This is a genomic window from Streptomyces sp. NPDC002817, assembly GCF_053592055.1.
Genome location: NZ_JBSFUY010000007.1, coordinates 274041 through 296403 on the forward strand (window position 1 = coordinate 274041; position 22363 = coordinate 296403).

18 protein-coding genes are annotated in these 22363 nt (G+C 69.5%); 5 read left to right on the plus strand and 13 right to left on the minus strand.

Translation table 11 applies throughout. The features are described 5' to 3' along the window. Nucleotides 1–61: 61 nt before the first annotated feature. From pssA to ACWD3I_RS16660, 9 genes are all read right to left on the minus strand, one after another. Nucleotides 62–880, minus strand: a complete 819-nt coding sequence (pssA, locus tag ACWD3I_RS16620; protein WP_365411387.1) for a CDP-diacylglycerol--serine O-phosphatidyltransferase — start codon at nt 878–880, stop codon at nt 62–64. A gap of 22 nt (nt 881–902) precedes the next feature. After that, nucleotides 903–1562 (minus strand): phosphatidylserine decarboxylase, encoded by a 660-nt coding sequence (locus tag ACWD3I_RS16625; RefSeq protein ID WP_365411390.1) that lies wholly within the window; start codon nt 1560–1562, stop codon nt 903–905. Nucleotides 1563–1732: 170 nt separating this feature from the next. Then, on the minus strand, nt 1733–2947 hold the full coding sequence (locus ACWD3I_RS16630) for an acyl-CoA dehydrogenase family protein (RefSeq protein WP_361541251.1): 1215 nt from the start codon (nt 2945–2947) through the stop codon (nt 1733–1735). Between the two features lie 2 nt (nt 2948–2949). Beyond that, nucleotides 2950–3477, minus strand: coding sequence for a MaoC family dehydratase (locus ACWD3I_RS16635; RefSeq protein WP_365411375.1), 528 nt, complete (start codon nt 3475–3477; stop codon nt 2950–2952). A gap of 4 nt (nt 3478–3481) precedes the next feature. Continuing rightward, the gene (locus tag ACWD3I_RS16640) at nt 3482–4441 is read right to left on the minus strand and encodes an HpcH/HpaI aldolase/citrate lyase family protein (protein WP_266886119.1); all 960 of its coding nucleotides are present in this window, start codon (nt 4439–4441) and stop codon (nt 3482–3484) included. Continuing rightward, entirely contained in the window at nt 4438–6486 is a 2049-nt protein-coding gene (locus ACWD3I_RS16645) for a protein meaA (RefSeq protein ID WP_365410075.1), read from the minus strand. Before ACWD3I_RS16645 ends, ACWD3I_RS16640 begins: the two co-directional genes overlap by 4 nt. A 17-nt stretch (nt 6487–6503) precedes the next feature. Beyond that, nucleotides 6504–7841 carry a crotonyl-CoA carboxylase/reductase gene (ccrA, locus tag ACWD3I_RS16650; protein ID WP_365410136.1) on the minus strand — a complete coding sequence of 446 codons (1338 nt, stop codon included), beginning with the start codon at nt 7839–7841 and terminating at the stop codon, nt 6504–6506. A 419-nt stretch (nt 7842–8260) separates the two neighbouring features. Next, a complete protein-coding gene (locus ACWD3I_RS16655; protein ID WP_451084109.1) occupies nt 8261–9070 on the minus strand; it encodes a TetR family transcriptional regulator in 810 nt (269 codons plus the stop codon). A 136-nt stretch (nt 9071–9206) separates the two neighbouring features. Then, nucleotides 9207–11012, minus strand: coding sequence for a 3-hydroxyacyl-CoA dehydrogenase family protein (locus ACWD3I_RS16660; protein WP_365410081.1), 1806 nt, complete (start codon nt 11010–11012; stop codon nt 9207–9209). 375 nt (nt 11013–11387) lie between these two features. On the opposite strand from ACWD3I_RS16660, the gene ACWD3I_RS16665 reads away from it, so the two are divergent. Next, nucleotides 11388–11963, plus strand: a complete 576-nt coding sequence (locus ACWD3I_RS16665; RefSeq protein ID WP_365410084.1) for an adenylosuccinate lyase — start codon at nt 11388–11390, stop codon at nt 11961–11963. Here the strand turns inward: ACWD3I_RS16665 and ACWD3I_RS16670 are convergent. The 4 genes from ACWD3I_RS16670 to ACWD3I_RS16685 all read right to left on the minus strand — a co-directional run bounded on the left by ACWD3I_RS16670 (nt 11960) and on the right by ACWD3I_RS16685 (nt 15686). Further along, nucleotides 11960–12475, minus strand: a complete 516-nt coding sequence (locus ACWD3I_RS16670; protein WP_365410087.1) for a GNAT family N-acetyltransferase — start codon at nt 12473–12475, stop codon at nt 11960–11962. The two genes, ACWD3I_RS16665 and ACWD3I_RS16670, sit on opposite strands and share 4 nt — an antisense overlap. Continuing rightward, a complete protein-coding gene (locus ACWD3I_RS16675) occupies nt 12472–12870 on the minus strand; it encodes a RidA family protein (RefSeq protein WP_365410090.1) in 399 nt (132 codons plus the stop codon). The genes ACWD3I_RS16670 and ACWD3I_RS16675 overlap by 4 nt, the downstream gene beginning before the upstream one ends. Nucleotides 12871–12938: 68 nt before the next feature. Further along, entirely contained in the window at nt 12939–14510 is a 1572-nt protein-coding gene (locus tag ACWD3I_RS16680) for an alpha/beta hydrolase (protein ID WP_365410093.1), read from the minus strand. 135 nt (nt 14511–14645) lie between these two features. Further along, nucleotides 14646–15686: an Rv2578c family radical SAM protein gene (locus ACWD3I_RS16685; protein WP_365410096.1), complete on the minus strand. Its 1041-nt coding sequence runs from the start codon at nt 15684–15686 to the stop codon at nt 14646–14648. A gap of 157 nt (nt 15687–15843) precedes the next feature. Between ACWD3I_RS16685 and ACWD3I_RS16690 the strand changes: the two genes are divergently transcribed. From ACWD3I_RS16690 to ACWD3I_RS16705, 4 genes are all read left to right on the plus strand, one after another. Further along, nucleotides 15844–16287: an SRPBCC family protein gene (locus ACWD3I_RS16690; RefSeq protein ID WP_046257957.1), complete on the plus strand. Its 444-nt coding sequence runs from the start codon at nt 15844–15846 to the stop codon at nt 16285–16287. Nucleotides 16288–16437: 150 nt separating this feature from the next. Next, nucleotides 16438–18828 (plus strand): MFS transporter, encoded by a 2391-nt coding sequence (locus tag ACWD3I_RS16695; RefSeq protein ID WP_365410100.1) that lies wholly within the window; start codon nt 16438–16440, stop codon nt 18826–18828. 187 nt (nt 18829–19015) lie between these two features. Then, the gene (locus ACWD3I_RS16700; protein ID WP_365410103.1) at nt 19016–21475 is read left to right on the plus strand and encodes an ATP-binding SpoIIE family protein phosphatase; all 2460 of its coding nucleotides are present in this window, start codon (nt 19016–19018) and stop codon (nt 21473–21475) included. 153 nt (nt 21476–21628) lie between these two features. After that, a complete protein-coding gene (locus tag ACWD3I_RS16705) occupies nt 21629–22354 on the plus strand; it encodes a class I SAM-dependent methyltransferase (RefSeq protein ID WP_365410106.1) in 726 nt (241 codons plus the stop codon). Nucleotides 22355–22363 lie beyond the last annotated feature (9 nt).

Below are 22363 nucleotides of genomic sequence, written 5' to 3' on the forward strand. Positions count from 1 at the left end.
AGCGAAGAGGGCCCGAACCGGATATCGGTTCGGGCCCTCTCGAAGGTCTGCCACCAGGTGCCTACGGCAGCTGCGTCGCTCGTGCCTCACGCCGGTTGTCACGGAAGTTGTGCACGCGGCGGGCCGTGGCGAACAGCGGGATCACCGCGCCCATGACCAGCTGGAGGGCACAGCCCGTCTGAAGGAGCAGCTGTCCGCCCGGCGCGTCGAACGCCCAGGCCGCCAGCAGACCCATGGCCGACACGATCCAGGCGAGCATCGCCACCGCGAGGATGCCCCGCGGCTTCGGGTACTCCACCCGGCTCACCATCAGCCACGCCGTCCCCAGGATCGCCATCAGCGTCGCCTCGAAGGGCAGCTCGAGGAGCACGATCGAGACCACGGTCAGTGCCCCGAACGGTGACGGCATGCCCTGGAAGGTGCCGTCCTTCACCGTCACACAGGAGAACCGCGCAAGTCTGAGCACCACCGCCAGGAGCACCACGATCGCCCCCACCGCCGCCACCCGCTGGGAGGCGTCGGCGGCGACCATGCCGTAGACGAGGACGAAGTACGCCGGCGCCAGGCCGAAGCTGACCAGGTCGGAGAGGTTGTCCAGCTCCGCGCCCATCGGCGAGGAGCGCAGCTTGCGCGCCACCAGGCCGTCGAACAGGTCGAACACCGCCGCACAGAGCATCAGGATGACAGCGGTGGCCGCGCTGTTGCGGGCCATGCCGGACTCCTGGCTGTCCGTGAGGTGCGGGATCAGGATGCCGGTGGTGGTGAAGTACACCGCCATGAAGCCGCACGTGGCGTTGCCCAGCGTGAGGGTGTCCGCTATTGAGAGGCGGAGAGAAAGAGGCATCTCCTCCTCGTCCTCGACCTCTTCGGCCTCGGGCACCCAGCCCGCCTGTGTCTCAGGATCAATCACGGTCAATGCGAGTCACCCCAGCCACGGTCTTCTGACCGACCTCCACCGCGACGTCCACGCCCTCCGGCAGGTAGATGTCGACGCGCGAGCCGAAGCGGATCAGACCGATGCGGTCGCCCTGCTCGACCTTCGTGCCCTGCGGAACGTAGGGAACGATGCGGCGGGCCACCGCGCCGGCGATCTGGATCATCTCGATGTCACCGAGTTCGGTGTCGAAGTGCCAGACTACGCGCTCGTTGTTCTCGCTCTCCTTGTTGAACGCCGGAACGAACCCACCCGGGATGTGCTCGACCGACGTCACCGTGCCGGAGAGAGGCGCGCGGTTGACGTGGACGTTGAGCGGGCTCATGAAGATCGCGACGCGGGTGCGTCCGTCCTTCCACGGCATGATGCTCTGCACCACACCGTCGGCGGGCGAGATGACCCGGCCCTGGGTGATCTCGCGCTCGGGGTCGCGGAAGAACCACAGCATGCCCGCCGCGAGCGCGGTGGCGGGCACGGCGACGGCCTTGGCGGCGCCGGACTTGCGCGCGCGCACCAGGCTGAGGGCTGCGGTGGCGACGGTCGGGAGAAGCCACGGCGATGCTCCGCGCGCGAGGCGTACGCCGCCGACCTGGCTGTCGCGTGGTGCAGAGGTTTGGCTGTGGGGCATGGATGACCTTCGTAGCGGATGGCGCCGCGCTGTAACGGGGGACGGCGGCTTTCCCGGGATCGTACCGGTCGTGGGCCACAACTGGGCAAGCCAGGAAGCCGAGTCGGCGGCTGAAGAGCGTTGACGGGGTGTGATCTTCTTCTCCAAGAAAACACCCCGTATCCGGACAATCAGCCCTGGAATCGATACTCTTCGAGCAGCCTGCGACCGATGATCATTTTCTGGATCTCGGCGGTACCTTCACCGATCAGCAGCATCGGAGCCTCACGGTAGAGGCGCTCGATCTCGTACTCCTTGGAGAAGCCGTAGCCGCCGTGGATCCGGAAGGCGTCTTCCACGACCTCCTTGCAGTACTCGGAGGCGAGGTACTTCGCCATCCCAGCCTCAAGGTCGTTTCGCTCCCCGGAGTCCTTTTTGCGTGCTGCGTTGACCATCATCGCATGCGCGGCCTCGACCTTGGTAGCCATCTCGGCGAGCTTGAACTGGATCGCCTGGTGCTGGGCGATCGGCTTGCCGAAAGTGTGACGCTGCTGGGCATACGAGACGCCCAGTTCGAAGGCACGCTGAGCGACGCCGCAACCACGTGCCGCCACGTTGACGCGGCCGACTTCGACGCCGTCCATCATTTGGTAAAAACCTCGGCCGGTGACCCCGCCGAGCACACGATCGGCCGGAATGCGCAGGCCATCCATGATCAGCTCGGTGGTGTCGACACCCTTGTAGCCCATCTTGTCGATCTTCCCCGGGATGGTGAGGCCGGGGCGGACCTCTCCGAAGCCGGGCTCCTTCTCGACGAGGAAGGTCGTCATCGACTTGTGGGGCTTGGCGGCCGCCTCTTCGGGAGTGAGTCCTTCGTCACTTCGGACGAGAACGGCGACCAGACTTGACGTCCCACCGTTCGTCAGCCACATTTTCTGGCCGTTCAGGACGTACTCCTCGCCGTCCTTCACCGCCTTCGACGTGATCGCCGACACGTCCGAGCCCAGGCCCGGCTCCGACATCGAGAACGCGCCGCGGATGTCGCCGGCCGCCATGCGCGGCAGGAAGTGGTCCTTCTGCTCCTGCGTGCCGTGCTGCTTGAGCATGTACGCCACGATGAAGTGGGTGTTGATGATGCCGGACACCGACATCCAGCCGCGGGCGATCTCCTCGACGCACAGCGCGTACGTCAGGAGCGACTCGCCCAGACCGCCGTACTCCTCCGGGATCATCAGGCCGAACAGGCCCAACTCCTTGAGGCCGTCGACGATCTGCTGCGGGTACTCGTCGCGGTGCTCCAGTTCGGTGGCGACCGGGAGGATCTCCTTGTCCACGAAGTCGCGGACGGTGGAGAGGATTTCCTGCTGGATGTCGGTCAGACCGGCGGTCTGGGCGAGACGGGCCATGACTACTTCTCCGAGTTCTTTTCCGCAGGTGCGGTGAGCTCCGGGCGGCCGGGCTGCTCGCCGCCGCGCTCCTTGATGTAGGTCTCGGTGGGCACCATGACCTTGCGGCGGAACACGCAGACCAGCGTGCCGTCCTGCTTGTAGCCCTTGGTCTCGACGTAGACGATGCCGCGGTCGTTCTTCGACTTCGACGGCCACTTGTCGAGCACGGTCGTCTCGCCGTAGACGGTGTCGCCGTGGAAGGTCGGCGCCACGTGCTTCAGCGACTCGATCTCCAGGTTGGCGATCGCCTTGCCGGAGACGTCCGGCACGGACATGCCGAGCAGCAGCGAGTAGATGTAGTTCCCGACCACGACGTTCTTGCCGAAGTCGGTCGTCTTCTCGGCGTAGTTGACGTCCATGTGGAGCGGGTGGTGGTTCATGGTGAGAAGACAGAAGAGGTGGTCGTCGTACTCCGTGACCGTCTTCCCGGGCCAGTGCTTGTAGACCGCCCCGACCTCGAACTCCTCGTAGGTGCGCCCGAACTGCATGGCCTCAGGCCTCCGGAATCTCGAACTTGCTGGTGCGCTGCATGCCGGCGGCGCGTCCCTTGCCGGAGATGACCAGGGCCATCTTGCGGCTGGCCTCGTCGATCATCTCGTCGCCGATCATCGCGGAGCCCTTCTTGCCGCCCGCCTCGGACGTGTAGTAGTCGTACGCGTCCAGGATCAGCTCGGCGTGGTCGAAGTCCTCCTGGGACGGCGAGAAGATCTCGTTGGACGCCTCGACCTGGCCCGGGTGCAGCACCCACTTGCCGTCGAAGCCGAGGGCCGCGGCGCGCTGGGCGACCTCGCGGTAGCCGTCGACGTTGCGGATCTGGAGGTAGGGGCCGTCGATCGCCTGGAGGTTGTTGGCGCGGGCCGCCATCAGGATCTTCATCAGGATGTAGTGGTAGGCGTCCGCCGGGTAGCCGGGCGGCTGCTCGCCCACGACCAGCGACTTCATGTTGATGGACGCCATGAAGTCGGCCGGGCCGAAGATGATCGTCTCGACGCGCTGGGAGGCCGTCGCGATCTCGTTGACGTTGTTGAGGCCCTGCGCGTTCTCGATCTGCGCCTCGATGCCGATCTTGCCGACCTCGAAGCCCATCGTCTTCTCGATCTGCGTCAGCAGCAGGTCGAGGGCGACGACCTGCTGGGCGGTCTGCACCTTCGGCAGCATGATGCAGTCGAGGTTCTGCCCGGCGCCCTCGACGACGGTCACGACGTCGCGGTACGTCCACTCGGTCGTCCAGTCGTTGACGCGGACCACGCGCGTCTTGCCGGTCCAGTCACCTTCGTTGAGGAACTTGACGATGGTGTGCCGCGCCTCGGGCTTGGCGAGCGGGGCGCACGCGTCCTCCAGGTCGAGGAAGACCTGGTCCGCCGGGAGGCCCTGCGCCTTCTCCAGGAAGCGGGGGTTGCTTCCCGGCACCGCGAGACACGAGCGGCGGGGACGCAGACGGTTGACGGTCATGCGGGGACCTCCAGGGGGTCGAGCTTGTTCGCTTTGCGGATCTCGTCGACGATGCGGCCGATGATCCCGGTGATGTCGAAGTCCTTCGGGGTGAACACCGCGGCCACTCCGGCTGCCCTGAGCTGTTCGGCGTCCCCGTTCGGGATGATGCCACCGGCGATCACCGGGATGTCTGTGGCACCGGCCACATGCAGCCGCTCGAGCACGTCCGGCACCAGCTGGGCGTGCGAGCCGGACAGGATGGACAGACCCACCGCGTGCACGTCCTCGGCGAGGGCCGCGTCCACGATCTGCTCAGGCGTCAGACGGATGCCCTGGTAGACCACCTCGAACCCGGCGTCGCGGGCCCGCACGGCGATTTGCTCGGCACCGTTGGAGTGCCCGTCCAGGCCCGGCTTGCCGACGAGGAAGCGGAGCTTGCCGACGCCCATGTCCTTGGCCGTCAGGTCGACCTTGCGGCGCACGTCCGCCATGGCCGAGCCCTCCTCCGCCGGCACCGCGACCGGCGCCGACGAGACCCCGGTCGGCGCCCGGAACTCACCGAACACCTCGCGCAGCGCCCCGGACCACTCGCCGGTCGTGACACCGGCGCGGGCGCACTCCAGGGTGGCCTCCATGAGGTTGCCGGTGCCCTTGGCGGCCTCCTTCAGCTTCTCCAGCGCCTTGCACGGGCGCGGGTGGTTGAAGGGCGGCTGGTAGCGGGTGTCGCGCCAGTGCTGGAGGCCGGCGATCACGCGGGCCTCGACCGCCGGGTCGACCGTCTGGATCGCGGTGTCCAGGTCGGCCGTCAGCGGGTTGGGCTCGGTCGTCTCGAAGATGTTGACGCCGATGATCTTCTCCTGGCCGGACTCGATCCGCGCCCGGCGCTCGGCGTGCGAGGAGACGAGCTGCGACTTGAGGTAGCCGGACTCGACGGCGGCCATCGCGCCGCCCATCTCCTGGATCCGGTCGATCTCCGCGAGGGAGTCCTCGACGAGCGTCGCGACCTTCGCCTCGATCACCTTCGAGCCCTCGAAGATGTCCGCGTACTCCAGCAGGTCGCTCTCGTACGCGAGCACCTGCTGCATGCGCAGCGACCACTGCTGGTCCCACGGCCGCGGAAGACCGAGGGCCTCGTTCCAGGCGGGCAGCTGCACGGCACGCGCGCGTGCGTCCTTGGAGAGGGTCACGGCCAGCATCTCCAGCACGATCCGCTGGACGTTGTTCTCCGGCTGCGCCTCGGTCAGACCGAGGGAGTTGACCTGGACGCCGTAGCGGAAACGACGCTGCTTGGCGTTCTCGATGCCGTAGCGCTCACGGGTGACCTTGTCCCAGATGCGGCCGAAGGCGCGCATCTTGCACATCTCCTCGATGAAGCGGACGCCCGCGTTCACGAAGAAGGAGATACGGGCGACGACATCACCGAACTTCTCCGCCGGCACCTGACCGGAGTCCCGGACGGCGTCCAGGACCGCGATCGCCGTCGACATCGCGTACGCGATCTCCTGGACGGGGGTGGCTCCCGCTTCCTGGAGGTGGTAGCTGCAGATGTTGATCGGGTTCCACTTGGGGATGTGGTTGACCGTGTAGCAGATCATGTCCGTCGTCAGGCGGAGCGAGGGCACCGGCGGGAACACGTGCGTGCCCCGGGACAGGTACTCCTTGACGATGTCGTTCTGGGTCGTGCCCTGGAGCTTGGTGATGTCCGCACCCTGCTCCTCGGCGACGACCTGGTAGAGCGCCAGCAGCCACATGGCGGTGGCGTTGATCGTCATCGAGGTGTTCATCTGCTCCAGGGGGATGTCCTGGAACAGCCGGCGCATGTCACCGAGGTGCGCGATCGGCACGCCGACCCGGCCGACCTCGCCACGGGCGAGGATGTGGTCGGAGTCGTAACCGGTCTGCGTCGGCAGGTCGAACGCCACCGACAGGCCGGTCTGGCCCTTGGCGAGGTTGCGCCGGTACAGCTCGTTGGACGCCTCGGCCGTGGAGTGGCCGGCGTACGTGCGCATGAGCCACGGCCGGTCCTTCTCCCGCTTGCCTTCGGCGGGCTGACGCTCAGTCATCTATGACCCCGGGTGTCTCAGATGTTGCGGAAGCGGTTGATGGCGTCGAGGTGCTTGGCGCGCATCTCCTCGTCGCGCACGCCCAGACCCTCCTCGGGGGACAGGCACAGCACGCCGACCTTGCCCTGGTGGAGGTTGCGGTGCACGTCGTGGGCGGCCTGGCCGGTCTCCTCCAGGGAGTACACCCGGGAGAGGGTCGGGTGGATCTTGCCCTTCGCGATGAGCCGGTTGGCCTCCCAGGCCTCGCGGTAGTTGGCGAAGTGCGAGCCGATGATCCGCTTCAGCGACATCCACAGGTAGCGGTTGTCGTACTCGTGCATGTAGCCCGAGGTCGAGGCGCAGGTGGTGATGGTGCCGCCCTTGCGGGTGACGAAGACGCTCGCGCCGAAGGTCTCGCGGCCCGGGTGCTCGAAGACGATGTCGATGTCCTCGCCGCCGGTCAGCTCGCGGATGCGCTTGCCGAAGCGCTTCCACTCCTTCGGGTCCTGGGTCTGCTCGTCCTTCCAGAACTTGTAGCCCTCGGCGTTGCGGTCGATGATCGCCTCGGCGCCCATCGAGCGGCAGATGTCCGCCTTCTGGTCGCTGGAGACGACACAGATCGGGTTGGCGCCGCCGGCCAGGGCGAACTGGGTGGCGTAGGAGCCGAGTCCGCCGCTGGCGCCCCAGATCAGGACGTTGTCGCCCTGCTTCATGCCGGCGCCGTTGCGGGAGACCAGCTGGCGGTAGGCGGTGGAGTTCACCAGGCCCGGTGCGGCGGCCTCCTCCCAGCTGAGGTGGTCCGGCTTGGGCATCAGCTGGTTCGACTTGACCAGGGCGATCTCGGCGAGGCCGCCGAAGTTGGTCTCGAAGCCCCAGATGCGCTGCTCGGGGTCGAGCATGGTGTCGTTGTGGCCGTCGGAGGACTCCATCTCGACGGACAGACAGTGCGCGACGACCTCGTCACCGGGCTTCCAGGCGTTCACGCCGGGGCCGGTGCGCAGGACGACGCCCGCGAGGTCGGAGCCGATGATGTGGTACGGCAGGTCGTGCCGCTTGGCCAGGTCGTTGGTGCGGCCGTAGCGCTCCAGGAACCCGAAGGTCGACAGCGGCTCGAAGATCGAGGTCCACACGGAGTTGTAGTTGACGCTCGACGCCATCACGGCGACCAGGGCCTCGCCCGGGCCGAGCTCCGGCACCGGGACGTCGTCCAGGTGGATCGACTTGCGCGGGTCCTTGTCGCGCGTCTGAAGACCCGCGAACATCTCCGTCTCGTCCTTGTGCACGGTGATCGCGCGGTACGACTCGGGGAGCGGCAGAGCGGCGAAGTCGGCCGGAGTCGAGTCCGGCGACTGGATCGCGTCCAGGATGTCCTTCACGGTCACGGTGTTGCCTCCGGCGATACGCGTCCTGAGGGAGGGACGCTGAGGGTTACGTCGGTGCTGCTGAGGGTTTTTTTGAAGTGCCGTCGGTTCGGCGAGGTGGTGCTTCGGCAGCGCTTTGTGGCGCGGGAGGGTGCCTGTGACGCAGGCGTCCGGGCGGGCAAGCCGATGACTTGTTGGGACAGCCGACGTACGAAAGGTCTCTGCACGCCGGCCGCCCGGACAACATCAACGTATGACACCGCGTGTCACGCCGCAAGGCACTGAGTGCCAGGAACTGCTCTCAGGTGAAATCTTTACGTAACAAATGAGCGATGATCGATCGAACGCGGCTTGAATTCCCCTGGAAATCGGGTGGAGGCACACGAAAACGGCCACCCCGAGGGGTGGCCGTCATCACAGCGATGCGGTAGTGCTCAGCGCTCCTTGAGCGCCTCCTCGATGGTCCTCATGACCTGGTCGAGCGGGGCGTCGGTGCGGGCGACCGTGACCAGGACCTCGCCGTGGGTCGAGACCGTCGCGGCGGCCGGCTTCGGGGTGGTGGCGCGCCCGGCCCCGATGCCGGACCCGAACGTCTTGCGCACGATCGCGAAGGCGTGGTCCAGCTGTGACTCCACGTCGCCCTGTCCGCCGGCCCTGAGCCAGCGCCGCAGCACGTGGTTGTGGGCCGTGACGACCGCGGACGCGGCGACCTCCGCCAGCAGCGGATCGTCGTTGGCGTCGTCGTCGTGCGCGTGTTCGTCGAAGTGGCCGAGGAGGTAGCGGGTGAACAGCCGCTCGTAGCGGGCCACCGACGCGATCTCCGCCTCGCGCAGGGTGGGCACCTCGCGCGTGAGCTTGTAGCGGGCGACCGAGATCTCCGGCCGGGCCGCGTACATCCGCATGACTTCCTTGATGCCGTTGCACACCGTGTCGAGCGGGTGCTCGTGCGGGGGAGCGGCGTTGAGGACGGCCTCGGCGCGGATCAACGTGTCGTCGTGGTCGGGGAAGATCGCCTCTTCCTTGGAGCGGAAGTGGCGGAAGAAGGTGCGGCGGGCGACCCCGGCCGCCGCCGCGATCTCGTCGACGGTGGTCGCCTCGTACCCCTTGGTCGAGAACAGCTCCATCGCCGCGGCCGCCAGTTCTCGGCGCATCTTGAGCCGCTGGGCGGCAGCACGGCTGCCTGCGGCACTTTCCGGCGCGTCGGGCGTAGCTGGCGTACGTGAGGACTTGGCGGGCTGGGGCATGACCCGAACGTACTGCATGTGCGCAGGTTGGCGCTCACGTCCCGGGTGCCCCCCGCCCGGTGCGGGCAGGGGGGTTCCGTGGGGGTCGAGCAGTCCGCCCCAGTCCTCGGCGTCCTTGAACCAGTCGCCGGACGGCTCAGCGGCGGGCATATTCGCGGAAGCCCCGGCCGGTCTTGCGGCCGAGGCAGCCCGCGGCCACCAGGTGCTCCAGGAGCGGGGCCGGAGCGAGGCCCGGGTCCCGGAACTCGCGGTGCAGGACCTTCTCGATGGCGAGCGAGACATCGAGCCCGACGACGTCCAGGAGTTCGAAGGGACCCATCGGGTAGCCGCCGCCCAGCTTCATCGCGGCGTCGATGTCGTCGAGCGACGCGTAGTGCTCCTGGACCATCTTGATGGCGTTGTTGAGGTACGGGAAAAGCAGCGCGTTCACGATGAAGCCGGCTCGGTCGCCGCAGTCGACCGCGTGCTTCCTGATCTTCACGCAGACCTCGCGGACCGTGGCGTGGACGTCGTCGGCGGTGAGCACCGTGCGGACGACCTCGACCAGCTTCATCGCCGGCGCCGGGTTGAAGAAGTGCATGCCGATCACGTCCTGGGGACGCGAGGTGGCACGGGCGCAGGCGACGACCGGCAGCGACGAGGTGGTCGTGGCCAGGACCGCGCCCGGCTTGCAGACCTTGTCCAGCGCCGCGAAGAGCTGCTGCTTGACCTCCAGGTCCTCGGCGACGGCCTCGACGGCCAGATCGACGTCGGCGAAGGCGTCGTAGGAGCCCGCCGCCGTGATCCGGTCCAGGGTCTGCGCGGCGGCCTCGGCGGTCATCCGCCCCTTGTCGACGGAGCGCGAGAGGGACTTGCCGATCCGGGCCTTGGCGGTCTCGGCCTTCTCCTCGCTGCGGGCGGCGAGGACGACCTCGTAGCCGGCCTTGGCGAAGACCTCGGCGATGCCGGACGCCATGGTGCCGGAGCCCGCGACGCCGACGGAACGGACCGGACGGCCGGGGGCCCCGGCATCCCCGGTGGCCGGCGTCAGGGTGTCCGCCACGACCGTCGCGCTGCCCGGGGCCTCGTACGAGTAGAAGCCACGGCCCGACTTACGGCCCGTCAGACCCGCCTCGCTGAGCTGCTTGAGGATCGGTGCGGGGGCGTGCAGCCGGTCCTGGGACTCGGAGTACATGGCCTCGAGGACGGTGCGCGCGGTGTCGATGCCGATCAGGTCGAGCAGGGCGAGCGGACCCATGGGCAGCCCGCAGCCGAGCCGCATCGCGGCGTCGATGTCCTCGCGGGAGGCGTACTTCGCCTCGTACATCGCGGCGGCCTGGTTGAGGTAGCCGAACAGCAGCCCGTCGGCGACGAATCCGGGCCGGTCGCCGACCGCGACGGGCTCCTTGCCGAGGACGAACGCGAGATCGGTGACCGCGCTGACGGCGGCCGGCGCGGTCAGCACCGAGGAGACGACCTCGACCAGCTTCATCGCCGGCGCCGGGTTGAAGAAGTGGAGTCCGAGCACACGCTCGGGACGGGCCGAGTCGGCGGCGAGCCGGGTGACGGACAGGGCGTTGGTGCCGGTCGCCAGGATCGTCTCGGGGCGCACGATCCCGTCGAGTTCACGGAAGATCTGGTGCTTGATCTCGTACGACTCCGGCGCCACCTCGATGACCAGGTCCGCGTCGGCCGCGGTGCGCAGGTCGGTGGAGGTGCGGACCCGGGCGAGGATGCCGGCGCGCTCCTGCTCGGTCAGCCGGCCGCGCTCCACGGCGCGGGCGGTCGAGGTCTCCAGGGCGGTGACGGCCTGGGCGGCCGCGGCCTCGCTGATGTCGATGCCGACGACCTCGCGACCGGCCTTGGCGAGGACCTCGGCGATGCCGGTGCCCATCGTGCCGAGGCCGATGACGGCAATGGTCTGCAGCGGGGACAGGGGGGTGTCGGACAGGGGAGCGGCCATCGCGGGACTCCAGGAATGAGGTGACGACTGGGAGCGCGACCCGGTACGCCTGAAGGCGCACCGGGTGCGTGGAGGTTGCGGGTGTTGCCGGGCTGCAAGCGCACACGCCCGGTGGTGCGGTGCCGTCGTCACAGGCGTGCACACGCCCGGAGAACGGTGAAACCGACCGGCCCTGTCCCGGGGCCACGTCGTACTGCGATACCTGAGGTACCGAACCGACTGCTCTCACGGCGGCTGCGTCACCAGGCCGCCGTAAGGAGTTCCACGAGTGGGTAACTCGCTCGTCTGAGCTTAACCGGCGGGTAACGAGCGCGCTAGTCCTCGTGTTTGTGATGTACGTCCCGAGGCGATCGCGACCCACCTAGGCTGCGTGTCATGGACGAAGAGTTGCGATCGCTCACGGAGCGCTTACGGCAGGAGTCGGGGGCGCCGGCGGCGTACGGGCGGCTGGCGGAGACGAAGGACCTCGACGAGCTGGCCGATGTGCTGATCGAGGCCGGACAGCCGCTGTGGGCGCGGGAGCTGGCCGCGTTCCGGCTCGGGGTCGCGGGGGACGCCCGTGCCTTCGAGTCGCTCGTCCTGCTGCTCAACCACCGTGAACCGCAGCGCTGCGCCTCCGCGGCGTACGCCCTGGCCCGCCTCGGCGACCCGCGCACCGCCCGCGCGGCCGCGGCCCTCGCCACCAACGAACTGCGTGTCGCCTACGCCCTGCACCCGGTCAGGCTCCTGACCGAACTGCGCGCGCCCGAGTCGGTACCGGCCCTCATCACCACCCTGGGGCGGCGGCTGCGCCCGCACGATCCGTACCGGCGGGTGGCCCTCGCCTGCGTCGAGGGCCTCGGCACCCTGGGCGACGCCCGGGCCAGACCCGTACTCAACGAGGCCCTCGCGCATCCGACGCTGGCGGAGGCGGCGGTGCACGCGCTGGCGCGGATTCCGCGGCAGCGTTAAAGCGCCAGGGTGTACCGCACCTCCGGCACCGGCACCCCGTCCACCTCGAAGGGCTCCTCGGTGCCGTCCGGTCGGAACCCCGCCCGTTCGTAGAAGGCGCGGGCGCGGGTGTTGCCCTTGAGGACCCAGAGGTGCATGCGGTCGTGCCCGGCGGCGCAGCGGCGTACCGACTCCTGGAGGAGGGCGTGGCCGATGCCCGCGCCGTACCGCCCGGGGTCGACGTAGATCGCGTACAACTCGGCGTCCGCGGTGCGCACTTCATCCTCCCGGTAGGGGCCGTGCGCCGCCCGGCCGAGGAGCTCTCCGTCCTGTTCCGCGACGAGGTTCACCACGCTGCCGTCCGACCGCCGAAGACGTTCGCGACGGTGTTCGGCGTCCTCGGTCACGCTGAGCGCGTCCAGATACGGCTGCGGCACGATGCCCCGGTACGCGCTCTGCCAGCCACGGACGCGGATCTGGGCCACACGGTCGACGTCCGCGAGCGTCATCTCGCGTACCCGCGGACCGCTCACGAACCCACCACCGCGAACGCCTCGACCTCCATCAGGAACTCGGGCCGGACCAGTGCGGCCACCTGGACCGCGGACGAGGCCGGCAGGCGGTCCTCGGGTATGTGCTCGGCGCGGGCCGTGCGGAGCGCGGGCAGGTGTGCCATGTCCGTGACGAAGTAGGTGAGTTTGACGACGTCGTCGAAGGTCGCGCCCGCGGCGGACAGGCAGCGGCGCAGGTTCGCGAAGACCTGGCGGGCCTGGGCGGTGGGATCGCCCTCGCCGACGAGTTCGCCGTCGGCGTCCAGGGCGAGCTGGCCGGAGATCGCGACGAACGTGCCGGTGCCCAGCACGACATGGGAGTACTGGGCGGCGGGGGCGAGCCCGTCGGGGGTGGGAATCCTGGTCAGCTCACTCATGCGTCCATGGTGGACCATGGCACTGACAACGCCCCCGACGGGCCGTCGGACCCTGCTCGGCGGAGTGCTCAGCCGCGGAAGCCGAGCATGCCGTGCAGCGTCGATCCCCGTGCCGAGGCCGATGCCGAGCTCGGCGGCTCAGGGTCGGGCAGCGTGTCGCACACCGCGTCGACCTCGCCGCCGCTGCGTGGCACCGTGCCGTCGGTCAGATACGCCGCCAGGTACTTGTCCAGGCAGGCGTTCCCGCTCAGCGTGATGCCGTGGTTGCCGCCGCCCTGCTCGACCACCAGGCTGGAGCCGCGCAGCAGACGGTGGACCGTCACGCCGCCCTCGTACGGGGTGGCCGCGTCGTCCGTCGCCTGGAACAGCAGCGCCGGCGGCAGCTTGGCGTTGGCCACGTTCACCGGCCGTAGCGAGTTCGTCGGCCAGAACGCGCACGGCGCGTTGTACCAGGCGTTGTTCCAGGTCATGAACGGCGCCTTCTTGTACATCGCCCAGTTGTCGTTGCGCCACTGGCCCCAGTCGCGCGGCCAGTCCGCGTCACGGCACTGCACCGAGGTGTAGATGCTGTAGCCGTTGTCGCCCGAGGCGTCGACGGCGGCGAAGTTCTCGTACGCCTCGACCAGCGGGTCGGCGTTCTTGTCGTTCACGTACGCCGAGAACGCCTCCGCCAGATACGGCCAGTAGCCGTTGTAGTAGCCGCCCGGGATGAAGGTGTCCTCCAGCTCGGAGGCGCCCACCTTCCCGCCGGCCGGTGTCTTGGCGAGGGCCGCCCGCATCGCGTACCACTTGGCCTCGATCTTCGCCGGATCGGTGCCGAGCTTGTACGTGGAGTCGTACTTGGCGACCCACGCGAGGAACGCGCGGTGGCGGTCGTTGAAGGCGTGGTCCTGCGCGAGGTTGTCGTCGTACCAGACGCCGGTGGGGTCGACGATCGAGTCGAGGACGAGGCGCCGCACCCGGTCGGGGAAGAGCTTGGCGTAGACCGCGCCGAGATAGGTGCCGTAGGAGTAACCGAAGTAATTGATCTTCTTCGCGCCCAGGGCGGCACGGATCGAGTCCATGTCCCGTACGGCCTGGACCGTGTTGATGTACGGCAGCACATCGGCGTACTTCTTGCCGCAGGCCTGCGCGAAGGACTTGGCCCGCTGGAGGTTGGCCTTCTCGATGGCCGGAGTGCTCGGCACCGAGTCGGGGCGGACCGGGTTGAAATAGCCGGGCTTGCAGTCGAGCGCCGGCTTGCTCTTGCCCACACCGCGCGGGTCGAAGCCGATGACGTCGTACTGCGCCGCGACCGCCTTGGGCAGCGAGCCGGCGACGAATCCCGCGAGGGTCAGGCCGCTGCCGCCGGGACCGCCGGGGTTGACCAGCAGCGGGCCCTGGGACTTCTTCGCGGTGTGCGGGACACGGGACAGCGCGAGGGTGATCTGCCGCCCGTGCGGGTCGTGGTGGTCGAGTGGGACCTTGAGGGACGCGCACTGGAGCGTCGGGTAGTTCGTGGTGCCGCAGCTCTTCCAGGTGAGCTTCGCGGCCTGAGCGGTGTCCGCGGTGCGCGGAGTGCTCGCGTCGGCGGGCAGGGCCGTGAACGAACCGGCGACGACGACGGAAACGCCGCACAGCACGGCTGCGCGTTTTCTCATGGAGTCCTCCCAGGACGGAGGGTTTCGGACCGCGAGTGTCACGGTCCACGCCGCATCGTCCCGGAAAGCGCGTCCGGAAGAACGCGTTCTGGCAAGACTTGACCCTACTGGGGCGCCGGATGCCCTCGAATGCTCTCAGATCAACGTGAGTTGGGTTCCTTCGGGCAGATCGGGCGTAGGCGGCTCGGGCTCGGGCATCCGGCGGGGCATGGGCGCGTCCGCGGGGCCGATGCCGTACTCCCGGGCCAACTCGTGGACCTGGCGGGTGATCCGGCGCTGGTACCACTTCGGCGCGTAGGAACCGTCCGCGTACAGCCGCTCGTAGCGGCGCACCAGGTGCGGATGGTGCCGGCCCAGCCAGGCCATGAACCACTCCCGCGCCCCGGGCCGCAGATGCAGCACCAGCGGGGTCACGGACGTGGCCCCGGCGGCGGCGATCGCCCTCACGGTGGCCCTGAGCTGGGCCGGTTCGTCGCCGAGGAACGGGATCACCGGGGCCATCAGGACACCGCATCCGATGCCGTGCTCGGCCAGGGTCCGTACGACCTCGAGGCGGCGTTCCGGGGCGGGTGTGCCCGGCTCCACGGTGCGCCACAGTTCCGGATCGACGAAACCGACCGAGACGGAGATACCGACGTCCGTCACCGCGTGCGCCTGCTTGAGCAGGTCGAGGTCGCGCAGGATCAGCGTGCCCTTGGTCAGGATCGAGAAGGGGTTCGCGTGGTCGCGCAGGGCGCCGATGATGCCCGGCATCAGACGGTAGCGGCCCTCGGCGCGCTGGTAGCAGTCGACGTTCGTGCCCATCGCGATGTGCTCGCCCTGCCAGCGGTGCGAGCCGAGCTGGCGGCGCAGCAGTTCGGGAGCGTTGGTCTTGACGACGATCTGCGAGTCGAAGCCGAGGCCCGTGTCGAGGTCCAGATAGCTGTGCGTCTTGCGCGCGAAGCAGTACACGCACGCGTGTGAGCAGCCCCGATACGGGTTGACCGTCCACTGGAAGGACATCCGGGAGACCGCGGGCACCCGGTTGATGATCGACCGGGCCCGGATCTCGTGGAAGGTGATCCCGCTGAACTCCGGTGTGTCGAAGGTGCGGGTGACGACCGCGTCCGCGCCGAAGAGCGCGGTGTCGTCGGCCCGGCTGTGGCCGGAGTCCGCTGTGAGGTTCTCCCAGCGCATGGCACCTCCTCGGTAGCACTGCCCACAGAATAGAACACATGTTCCCTTGATCGTGCGCATGCGTATGTGAAGGGATTGCGGGGCCCCGATTTGGGCGGGCGGGGACCGGGGTGGTTGGCTTGCCCCAACCCCCGATAAATCAGGTGCTGGAGGAAAAATGGCGCAGGTCGAGGCCACTACGGAGCGGGTCGTCGCGGCGGACGCGGAGAAGGTGTTCGACGCCCTCGCCGACTACAGCGGCACGCGCGCGAAGGTGCTGCCCCAGCACTTCAGCGAGTACGAGGTGCGCGAGGGCGGCGACGGCGAGGGCACCCTCGTCCACTGGAAGCTCCAGGCCACCAGCAAGCGGATCCGTGACTGCCTGCTCGAGGTCAGCGAGCCCACCGACGGCGAGCTCGTCGAGAAGGACCGCAACTCCTCCATGGTCACCACCTGGCGGGTCACCCCGGCCGGCGAGGGCAAGTCCCGCGTCGTCGTGAGCACCGTCTGGAACGGCGCCGGCGGCATCGGCGGCTTCTTCGAGAAGACCTTCGCCCCCAAGGGGCTCGGCCGGATCTACGACGAGGTGCTCGACAAGCTCGCCGCCGAGGTCGAGAAGTAGAAACAAGTCCCCGGTGTTCGAGGGGTGTTGAGCCCCTCACCGGATCGAGTGGATCTCCGTGCGCCGCACCGGTCTGCCGTAACTCGTCGCGCTTGCTCGCAGTTGTCGCTTACGCGGGAATTGTGAGGGTGCGACGAGGGGAGCGGCAAGGTGCGCGGGACCACGTTGGTGCAGGACGGACTGCGGGACGAACCGGCCGGGCAACCCCCTCCGATCCCCGCCCCGGCACCCGCCCAGGCTGTAGAACTCGGCCCGCGCCGGGTGCGGTTGATCTTCTTCGCGCTCATGCTCGCGCTGCTCCTGGCCGCCCTGGAGCAGATGATCGTCGCCACCGCGCTGCCGAAGATCGTCGGTGAACTGCACGGCCTGGACAAGATGTCCTGGGCGATCACCGCCTACCTGCTGACCTCCACGATCGGTCTGCCGATCTACGGAAAGCTCGGCGACCTCCTCGGCCGCAAGGGCGTCTTCCAGTTCGCCATCGTCGTGTTCGTCGTCGGCTCCGCCCTCGCGGGGTGTGCCGAGACGATGGACCAGCTGATCGTCTTCCGCGCGGTACAGGGCGTCGGGGCGGGCGGCCTCATGATCGGCGTGCAGGCGATCATCGCCGACATCGTGCCCGCCCGGGAGCGCGGCCGCTTCATGGGCCTCATCGGTGCCGCGTTCGGCCTCGCCTCCGTCGCCGGACCCCTGCTGGGCGGCTACTTCACCGACCACCACTCCTGGCGCTGGTGCTTCTACTTCAACGTCCCCTTCGGCGTTCTCACGCTGGCCGTCGTCACCGTCGTCCTCAAGCTGCCCAAGCCGACGGCGAAGCCCCGGCTCGACATCCCCGGCGCGCTGCTGCTCGCCGCCGCCTCCACCTGCCTGGTGCTGCTGACCAGTTGGGGAGGCACCGAGTACGCGTGGGACTCGCGCGTCATCCTGGGACTCGGCGCGGGCGCGGTGGCGTCGACCCTGCTGTTCCTCGTCGCCGAGCACTTCGCGGCCGAACCCCTCATCCCGCTGCGGCTGTTCCGGGACCCGGTCTTCAACATCACCGGCCTGGTGGGCCTGGTGGTGGGCGTGGCGCTCTTCGGCGCCGCGAGCTATCTGCCCACCTTCCTGCAGATGGTGGACGGCGCGAGCGCCACCGAGTCCGGGCTGCTGATGCTGCCCATGATAGGCGGCATCGTCGGCGCCTCCGTGATCGCCGGACAGCTCATCAGCCACACCGGCCGCTATCGGATCTACCCGGTCCTGGGCAGCGCCCTGTCCGTCCTCGGCATGTGGCTGCTGTCCCGGCTCGAGGTCGACACGCCCCGGCTGCACTACAGCCTCTGGATGGCCGTCCTCGGCGCCGGCATCGGCATGGTGATGCCGGTCCTCGTCCTCGCCGTCCAGAACTCGGTACGCCCCGCCGACCTCGGCACCGCCACCAGCGCGAACAACTACTTCCGGCAGATCGGCGGAAGTGTCGGCGCCGCGATCTTCGGCACCCTGTTCGCCGACCGGCTCACCGACGCCCTCGCGAAGCGCCTGCCCGAGACGACAGGGCTTCCCGACGCCGAGGCCATCACCCCGCAGCTCGTCCACGCGCTGCCGCCCGAGCTGGGGGACGCGTACATCCGCGCGTACGCCGACGCCATGCCGCGGATCTTCCTCTACCTCGTGCCGGTCCTCGTCCTCGGCCTGCTCATCGCCTTCTTCCTCAAGGAGGAACCACTGGTGTCCCACAACGCCGCCGAAATCGAGCCCGCGCCCGTGAACGCCCCGATCCCGCAGGCCCGTTCGACCTACGTCGCCGGAATCTCCGTCTGCGGCACGGTGCAGCACCCCGACGGGACCGTCGTACCGCGCGCGGCGCTCACGCTGATCGACGCCGTGGGGCAGCAGATCGGGCGCGGGGCGAGCGGCGAGGACGGGCGGTACGCGCTGTCGACGCCCGGCTCGGGGGCGTACGTCCTGATCGCCGCGGCCGGGGGACACCAGCCGCAGGCGGTCTCCGTGACCGTCGGCGAGCGGCCCGTCGAGCTCGATGTGGTCCTCGGCGGCGCCGGACGTCTCGCCGGAAGCGTGCTGACCGCCGACGGCACCCCCGTGCGCGACGCCACCGTCACCCTCACCAACGTCCACGGCGAGGTCGTCGCCACCACCCGCAGCGGCCGCGAGGGCGGCTACGTCATCACCGAACTCGTCGCCGGCGAGTACACCCTCGCCGCCAGCGCCCCCGCGTTCCGCCCGGCCGCCCTGCCCGTCACCGTGCAGGCCTCCCGGGAGACCCGCCAGGACGTCGAACTCGCGGGCGGCGCCGTGCTGCGCGGCACCGTGCGGGCCGGCGGCGGACGGCCCGTCGAGGACGCGCGCGTGACGCTCCTCGACGCGGCGGGCAACGTCGTGGACACCCTCACCACCGGCGCCGACGGCACCTTCCGGTTCGTCGACCTGTCCTCCGGCGAGTACACCGTCATCGCCGCGGGCTACCCGCCCGTCGCCACCGTCCTCCAGGTCGCCGGCGGCGGCCGAACGGAACGGGATCTCCAACTCGGACACGAGGACTGAAAACCCGTCAGTAACCCCGACACGCCTCCAACCGGCAGGTTCTGCCCGGCCCGGGCGCGCAGGGGCGCACGCCGGGGCGATCCACCCCGGCCAATTCCCGCATTGCCGCACATCACAACCGCCCACGGCCTACGGTGGATTAGGCGGCACAGATCTTGCGGAGCCGTGGGGAGAGAGGGCCTGGGCCATGGACCATGGCACCGAGAGGGACGCAGCTCCCGGCCACGGAGCTGAGGACGGCGTGGTGGAGCACGCCGCGGCCGGCCGTATCCCGCTGGCCGTGGTCGTGGTGGACCGCGACGGCCTGGTGTCCCACTGGAGCAGGGGTGCGCGACGGCTGTTCGGCGCCGCCAAGGAAGAGGCGATCGGGCGCCCGGCGGCCGACCTGCTGCCCGTCTCCGGCGCCCTGCCCGACGAGGACGACCCCACGCCGTACGGCGTGTACGCGGCCTACGACGGGTTGGGACCCGACCTCGAGTCCTCGCTCGACGGCAGGCTCTCCTACCCGGCGGCGGGCCGTGCCCGCCTCACGGTCTTCGAACCCGACCGTCTCGACGTCCTGTGGTGGGCCTACCCCCTGGTGGGCCCCGGACGGGAGCGGCTGCTGGTGCTCGCCGCCGACGCGGGCGCCCTGCACGCGGACGATCCGGACGACGAGATCGCCGGTGAGCGCATCGCCCCCGCCTTCGCGCTGCACACCGACTTCCCGGGCGCCGAGGAGCTGGCCCGCCGGCTGCCCGAGATCCTGCCCAGCATGAGCGTCGAGGAAGGCGCCCGGATCGTCGCCCAGATCCTCGAACTGGGCTATCCCGTGCTGGAGTTCAGCCAGAACGACCGGGTGCCCGTCACCCCCGACTGGGGCGTGCCCCGCCGTATCGAACGCAGGGCACGTCGTGAGCGGGCCGCGCGGGCCGTGGCCGAGGGGCTGCCCGTCCCGCAGGAACTCGCCGACGAGGGCGAGGACCTGGAGTACACCGCCGTACGCGAGCGCCTGGAGTTCCTCACCGAGGTCAGCGGCCGTATCGGCACCTCCCTGGACCTGTCCAAGACCATCGTCGAGGTCAGCCGGGCCGTCGTGCCCCGCTTCACCGACGTCGCCGGCACCTATCTGCGGGAACAGGTCGTCGCGGGCGAGGGGTTCCCCGAGGGCGTGCCGGACACCACCACCATGTGGCATCGGGTCGCCCTCGAGCACACCGACGAACCCGGCCGCTGGGACGACGTCGTGCCCGTCGGCGAGGCCATGCCGTTCCCGGCGCACACCCCGTTCTTCCAGTGCATGACCAGCGGCCAGCCCGTCCTCGTGCCGCGCATCAGCGAGCAGATGGGCCACGCCATCGCCTCGCAGTTCGAAAAGCGCGACATCCGGCCGCTGATCACGGGCCGTTCGATGCTGGTCGTACCGCTCAAGGCCCGCAATGTGGTCCTCGGCTTCATGATCCTGCTGCGGCACCCGGAGCGCGTCGAGTTCAACGACATGGACCGGGTCACCGGCGCCGAACTCGCCGCCCGCGCGGGCCTCGTGCTCGACAACGCGCGCATGTACACCTACCAGGAGTCCGTCGCCGAGACGCTCCAGGACAGCATGCTGCCGCACATCCCGCCGCGCATGGCGGGCTGTGACATCGCCACCCGCTATCTGCCGGGCACCCTGCTCGGCCGGGTCGGCGGCGACTGGTTCGACTCGGTGAAACTGCCCGGCGCCCGCACCGCCCTCGTCGTCGGCGACGTCATGGGCCACGGCCTCAACTCGGCAGCGATGATGGGCCAGTTGCGTACCGCCGTACAGACCATGGCCGCCCTCGACCTGCCGCCCGCCCAGCTGCTGCGCAACCTCGACGACCTCGCCCAGCGGCTGGGCGACAACTACCTCGCGACCTGCCTCTACGCCGTGTACGACCCGATCGCGAGCGAACTGCACATCGCCAACGCCGGCCACATCCCGCCGGTGATCGTGCACGCGGAGGACGGCCGCAGCGAACTCCTCGACCTGCCCACGGGGGCGCCCATCGGCGTCGGCGGGGTCGCCTTCGAGTCGGTACGCGTACGCGTGCAGCCCGGCGACCGGCTCGTGATGTGCACCGACGGCCTCGTCGAGGTGCGCGGCGAGGACATCGGCGTGGGCCTCGCGGCCCTGTGCGAGTCCGCCGCCCACCCGGCCGCGTCCATGGACGACGCCTGCGACACCATCATCCGCGTCCTCAACACCCGCGGTGGCCGCAAGGACGACGTGGCCCTCCTGATGAGCCGCCTCAACGGCATCGAGCCGGACGACGTCGCCGAGTGGCGGCTCTCCCCGGACCCGGTCGAGGTCGGCAGGGCGCGCTCCGTGGTGCGCGAACAGCTCCACGACTGGGGGCTGGCCAGGCTCGCCGACGCGGCCGAGCTGATGGTCAGCGAGCTCGTCACCAACGCCGTACGGCACTCCCACAGCCGTCCCCTCCAGCTGCGCCTCGTCCGCGGTGACACGCTGCTGTGCGAGGTGGACGACGACGACCACGACCTGCCGACCCTGCTGAGCGCCGGCCCCGAGGACGAGTTCGGGCGTGGTCTGCGCATCGTCTCCACCCTGGCCCGGGAGTGGGGCACGAGCCGGACGAAGGCCGGCAAGACCGTCTGGTTCGAACTGACGTTGCCGCGACGCTGAGACGCCCCAGGGGCGCACGGGGCGTAAGGGCGTACGCATGTCGCACACGGCGTGAAGGATTGCGCCGTGCGCTTGTAGCCGTGACCGGGGCGCGATAAACCGTACTGGCCCGTCACTTGCGGCGGGCCATTGCCGCATCCTGGGGAGTTGGGCATGAGCGTGACGAGTCGGTACCGGGACGCCTGGGAGAGCTTCTGGAGCGAGGCTCCCGACGGGCAGGGGGCCGTGTTCTGGGACGCGGAGCCCGCGCTGACGGCCGGCCTCCACCTCGCCCTGTTCGAACCATATGTGACCGCCCCCGCCCTGCCCATGGTCGACCTGGGCTGTGGCAACGGCACCCAGACACGTTTCCTCGCCGACCGCTTCCGGCACGTCCTCGGCGTCGACCTGTCCGAGGCCGCCGTCGACCGCGCCCGGGACGCCGATCCGGCCGGCCAGGCCACCTACCGGGTGCTGGACGCCGTGGAGAAGGGCGGGGCGGAGTCGCTGCACGCGGAGCTGGGCGACGCCAACGTCTATATGCGGGGCGTGCTCCACCAGTGCGAGCCCGCCGACCGGCAACCACTGGTCGACGGGCTCGCCGCGCTGCTCGGCGAGCACGGCCGGGGCTTCCTCGTCGAGCTGTCCGAGGCCGCCAAGCCGATCCTGGTGGGCCTGGCCCAGCACCCCTCCGGTCCGCCGCCCAAGCTGGCGCCGATCTTCCGGCACGGCATCGCGCCCGGCGAGGTCTCCGATGACGCCGTGCCCCAGTACCTGGCCACGGCCGGGCTCACCGTCCTGGCGAGCGGCGAACTGCCACTCGTGACCACGGAGTACACCCCCGACGGCACCCGGATCGAGCTGCCGTCGAAGTGGCTGGTGGTGGGGCGTACGGCCTGAGGGATCCCC

What these genes read in the sequence shown, in the direction of transcription:
- ACWD3I_RS16640 (WP_266886119.1), bottom strand. Translation starts at nt 4,441, where the DNA reads ATGACCGTCAACCGTCTGCGTCCCCGCCGCTCGTGTCTCGCGGTGCCG.
- ACWD3I_RS16680 (WP_365410093.1), bottom strand. Translation starts at nt 14,510, where the DNA reads ATGAGAAAACGCGCAGCCGTGCTGTGCGGCGTTTCCGTCGTCGTCGCC.
- ACWD3I_RS16675 (WP_365410090.1), bottom strand. Translation starts at nt 12,870, where the DNA reads ATGAGTGAGCTGACCAGGATTCCCACCCCCGACGGGCTCGCCCCCGCC.
- ACWD3I_RS16655 (WP_451084109.1), bottom strand. Translation starts at nt 9,070, where the DNA reads ATGCCCCAGCCCGCCAAGTCCTCACGTACGCCAGCTACGCCCGACGCG.
- ACWD3I_RS16630 (WP_361541251.1), bottom strand. Translation starts at nt 2,947, where the DNA reads ATGGCCCGTCTCGCCCAGACCGCCGGTCTGACCGACATCCAGCAGGAA.
- ACWD3I_RS16690 (WP_046257957.1), top strand. Translation starts at nt 15,844, where the DNA reads ATGGCGCAGGTCGAGGCCACTACGGAGCGGGTCGTCGCGGCGGACGCG.
- ACWD3I_RS16660 (WP_365410081.1), bottom strand. Translation starts at nt 11,012, where the DNA reads ATGGCCGCTCCCCTGTCCGACACCCCCCTGTCCCCGCTGCAGACCATT.
- ACWD3I_RS16625 (WP_365411390.1), bottom strand. Translation starts at nt 1,562, where the DNA reads ATGCCCCACAGCCAAACCTCTGCACCACGCGACAGCCAGGTCGGCGGC.
- ACWD3I_RS16665 (WP_365410084.1), top strand. Translation starts at nt 11,388, where the DNA reads ATGGACGAAGAGTTGCGATCGCTCACGGAGCGCTTACGGCAGGAGTCG.
- ACWD3I_RS16635 (WP_365411375.1), bottom strand. Translation starts at nt 3,477, where the DNA reads ATGCAGTTCGGGCGCACCTACGAGGAGTTCGAGGTCGGGGCGGTCTAC.
- ACWD3I_RS16685 (WP_365410096.1), bottom strand. Translation starts at nt 15,686, where the DNA reads ATGCGCTGGGAGAACCTCACAGCGGACTCCGGCCACAGCCGGGCCGAC.
- ACWD3I_RS16700 (WP_365410103.1), top strand. Translation starts at nt 19,016, where the DNA reads ATGGACCATGGCACCGAGAGGGACGCAGCTCCCGGCCACGGAGCTGAG.
- ACWD3I_RS16645 (WP_365410075.1), bottom strand. Translation starts at nt 6,486, where the DNA reads ATGACTGAGCGTCAGCCCGCCGAAGGCAAGCGGGAGAAGGACCGGCCG.
- ACWD3I_RS16705 (WP_365410106.1), top strand. Translation starts at nt 21,629, where the DNA reads ATGAGCGTGACGAGTCGGTACCGGGACGCCTGGGAGAGCTTCTGGAGC.